Origin of the sequence: Vibrio sp. 10N.222.48.A3 (assembly GCF_041475345.1) — a bacterium.
GTDB lineage: Bacteria > Pseudomonadota > Gammaproteobacteria > Enterobacterales > Vibrionaceae > Vibrio > Vibrio tasmaniensis_A.
In genome coordinates this window covers 1-3,446 of the sequence record NZ_JBFRVX010000387.1, presented here as the reverse complement: position 1 = coordinate 3,446, position 3,446 = coordinate 1, and the positions used below count along the sequence as shown (strand labels likewise).

The 3,446-nt window shown below is 46.3% G+C and carries 3 protein-coding genes and 2 pseudogenes; all 5 read left to right on the top strand.

The annotated features are described in order from the left end of the window. Positions 1–375, top strand: a pseudogene (locus AB4653_RS11920) (glycosyltransferase family 2 protein); the annotation flags it as partial. Next, the gene (gene hutH / locus AB4653_RS11915; RefSeq protein ID WP_009848596.1) at positions 353–1,900 is read left to right on the top strand and encodes a histidine ammonia-lyase; all 1,548 of its coding nucleotides are present in this window, start codon (positions 353–355) and stop codon (positions 1,898–1,900) included. The pseudogene AB4653_RS11920 and the gene hutH, both read left to right, overlap by 23 nt. 39 nt (positions 1,901–1,939) lie before the next feature. Continuing rightward, the gene (locus AB4653_RS11910; protein WP_009848597.1) at positions 1,940–2,470 is read left to right on the top strand and encodes a thioesterase family protein; all 531 of its coding nucleotides are present in this window, start codon (positions 1,940–1,942) and stop codon (positions 2,468–2,470) included. Continuing rightward, positions 2,457–3,155 carry an outer membrane lipoprotein carrier protein LolA gene (locus AB4653_RS11905; protein WP_102257955.1) on the top strand — a complete coding sequence of 233 codons (699 nt, stop codon included), beginning with the start codon at positions 2,457–2,459 and terminating at the stop codon, positions 3,153–3,155. The genes AB4653_RS11910 and AB4653_RS11905 overlap by 14 nt, the downstream gene beginning before the upstream one ends. Next, a pseudogene (locus tag AB4653_RS11900) lies at positions 3,127–3,446 on the top strand (MMPL family transporter); the annotation flags it as partial. The gene AB4653_RS11905 and the pseudogene AB4653_RS11900, both read left to right, overlap by 29 nt.

Here is a 3,446-nt window from a genome sequence, read left to right as displayed (position 1 = left end):
GAATGGATTGTGATCGTTGGCGATAGAACCTCCACCAGCAAAGAGAGTCGCTCAGTATGGGCAGAGTTCTTGGGTAAAGAAGCTCCCTTCCCTCAAGGGCCATTTATGTTAGCCTCTGTTCTCAAAGCGCCAGTATTCTTACTGTTTGGCCTACGAGATGACTCACAAACCAAACCGCATTTTAATGTCTATTTTGAGCATTTCAGCGACAAGATAGAGCTACCAAGGAAGACTCGCGAACAATCTTTACAGCAAGTCGTGCAGAAATACGCAGACCGACTTCAGCACTACACACTGAAAGCACCGCTTCAGTGGTACAACTTTTTTAACTTTTGGACATTGAGCAAGCACCATGACGAAAAAAAATCCAAATAGCATCACCTTTGGTGCCGAACGCCTCACGATTGAGGATGTTGTCGCTATTTCACAAGGCGCAAAAGCCTCGATGAACTCAAGTAATGAGTTCACATCAAAGATCGACCGCGGTGTCGCTTTTTTAGAACGCCTATTGAAAGAAGAAGGCGTGATCTATGGTGTGACAACGGGCTACGGTGACTCATGTACCGTTGCAATTCCGCCAAACCTTGTTGATGAATTACCACTGCATCTAACGCGCTTTCATGGCTGTGGTTTAGGCGAAATACTGTCTCATGAGCAAGCTCGTGCCGTATTAGCGACACGTCTTTGTTCATTGTCACAAGGTGTCTCTGGTGTGACGCACGATTTGCTCAACCAGATCGTCACTCTGATCAATCAAGATATCTCACCGCGTATTCCTCAAGAAGGATCGGTTGGTGCCAGTGGTGATTTAACGCCGCTGTCTTATCTGGCAGCTGCCCTGATTGGTGAGCGCGATGTCATCTACAAAGGTGAAGTTCGCCCTACTAGTGACGTTTACAAAGAGCTAGGGATTAACCCTATCAAGCTTAAGCCAAAAGAAGGCTTAGCATTGATGAATGGCACGTCAGTAATGACGGCTTTAGCTTGTATCGCCTACAAACGTGCAGAATACCTAGCTCAGCTGTCGACTAAGATCACCGCAATGGTGTCTGTAGGTATGCAAGGCAACGATTTCCATTTCGATGAGGCGCTGTTTGCAGTGAAGCCTCATCCGGGTCAACAGCAAGTTGCTGCATGGCTACGTGATGACTTACAAGCAGATCGCCCGCCACGCAACAGTGATCGCTTACAAGATCGTTACTCACTGCGTTGTGCTCCACATGTGATTGGTGTGGTTCAAGACTCTCTGCCTTGGCTACGCCAAATGATTGAGAACGAGCTCAACAGCGCTAACGATAACCCAATTATCGATGGCGACAATGAGCGCGTACTGCACGGTGGACATTTCTACGGTGGCCACATCGCAATGGCAATGGATACACTAAAAACAGCGGTAGCCAACCTTGCAGACCTACTTGATCGACAAATGGCGCAGTTGATGGATTACAAGTTCAACAACGGCTTGCCATTTAACCTAACCGGTGCTGAAGGCGAACGTAAACCAATCAACCACGGTTTCAAAGCGGTACAGATTGGCGTTTCAGCTTGGACAGCAGAAGCATTAAAACACACCATGCCAGCAAGCGTGTTCTCTCGTTCAACCGAGTGTCACAACCAAGACAAAGTCAGCATGGGCACTATTGCGGCTCGTGACTGCTTACGCGTTCTTGAACTGACTGAACAAGTAGCGGCAGCATCACTTCTGGCGGGGACACAAGCGCTTGAGCTTCGTAAACGCCACAATGAGCTTGATGAGCACCACATGAGTGAAAACCTAAAGCACATTCGCGACGAAGTGCTTAAAGAGTTTGAATTTATCGTAGAAGATCGACCACTTGAAGGCGATCTACGCCACTTCATTGCTCGTATTCAAAGTCAACACTGGTCACTTTACTCCTAGAGTAGCTAACCCTTTACGCAATATTGTTGAGAGCGATTTATGTCTGAAATCCTTCATCCATTAAAATCAGAGGTTACTTTAGTAACCTCATTCCAAGATGCCGACCCAATGGGCGTGATCTACCATGGCAACTACTTCCGATTTTTTGAAGAAGTTAGGCGCATCATGATGGATAAGATTGAGTACAACTACCATGAGATGAAGGATTCGGGCTACATGTGGCCGATCATCGACACGCGCGTAAAGTACATCAAAGCAATACCGTTTAATCATCAGATCACGGTATCCGCTAAGTTAACTGAATGGGAAAACCGCTTGCGTGTTGACTACGAAATTCACGATGCCAACACCGGTGCTCGTATGACACGCGCTCACACCATGCAGGTTGCAGTAACCATTGAAGAGCAAGAGATGTGTTTTGCTTCGCCGAAGGTGTTTACCGATAAAGTCGAACGCTGGCATCAATTTGGCTGCTTACCCCAATCAGCTGAGCAGCAACCAAACGACCAACAATCAGACCCATCTCAAGTATCTAACACACAGCAGCAGGTGAAACATGAGTCTGTTTAAACACGGCCGTAAGCAAATCAGTATCGCACTGCTAGGGCTTGCTTCAATGATGGCTAGTCACTTTGCTGGCGCTAGCGAGAACACAAATGCTGTCGGTTCTATTACAGAACTACAAACCGTGTTAAGCGAAAATAGTATCGTTCGTGGTGAGTTTACTCAAACACGCAACATGGAAATGTTCGCCCAACCTCTAACATCACAAGGTACTTTCCTGTTAGACAAGTCGAATGGTTTACTTTGGACACAAGCGACCCCCTTCCCTGTGAGCTTAGTGCTAACCGATAACAAACTGAGCCAAAGGTTTGCAGATCAACCCGCTAAAATCATCACCGACAAAGAAAACCCGATGGCGTTTTATTTCAGCCATATCTTCTTGTCAGTGTTTCATGGGGATACGCAAAAGCTTCAAGAGCAATTCTCACTTTCATTTGAACCAGCAACTGCGAAAAATTCTGATGAAAGTGCAAACTCAAGTTCAGAAGACACACGATGGACACTCACTCTAAAGCCAAAGAATGCACCAATGAACGCGGTGTTTGAAGCCATCACGCTGCAAGGACAAGATGACATTGAACGTATCGAACTTAGAGAAGTTCGTGGAGACAGCACAGTGATCGAATTTAGCCAGTTAAGTCATCTACCGGAAGTATTATCAGATGCTGAAGCGCAACAATTCCAATTCTAGCCTAGCCCTTGCTTGGCTTGTTGTCGTAATACTGTTTAGCGGATTGTTGATCAAACAATTCGCTTTTTCTTCGTCAGTACCCATTGAAAGCAACATCATGAAATTGCTGCCTGAAAACCAGCAAGACCCCATGGTAGAACAAGCCTTTCAGCAGATATCCAGCTCGATGAGCGAGCAAGTGGTCTTTATCATAAGTGCCTCCGACGTCGAACAAGCCATGACAGCGACTGACGCTTTTGAAAAAAAACTTAACCAAAGAGCTTTCTCAAGCCAGCCAACTCTGTTTAAGCA

Bases quoted from the DNA above. Each gene is read 5' to 3' on its own strand.
- hutH (WP_009848596.1), top strand. From the start codon at position 353: ATGACGAAAAAAAATCCAAATAGCATCACCTTTGGTGCCGAACGCCTC.
- AB4653_RS11910 (WP_009848597.1), top strand. From the start codon at position 1,940: ATGTCTGAAATCCTTCATCCATTAAAATCAGAGGTTACTTTAGTAACC.
- AB4653_RS11905 (WP_102257955.1), top strand. From the start codon at position 2,457: ATGAGTCTGTTTAAACACGGCCGTAAGCAAATCAGTATCGCACTGCTA.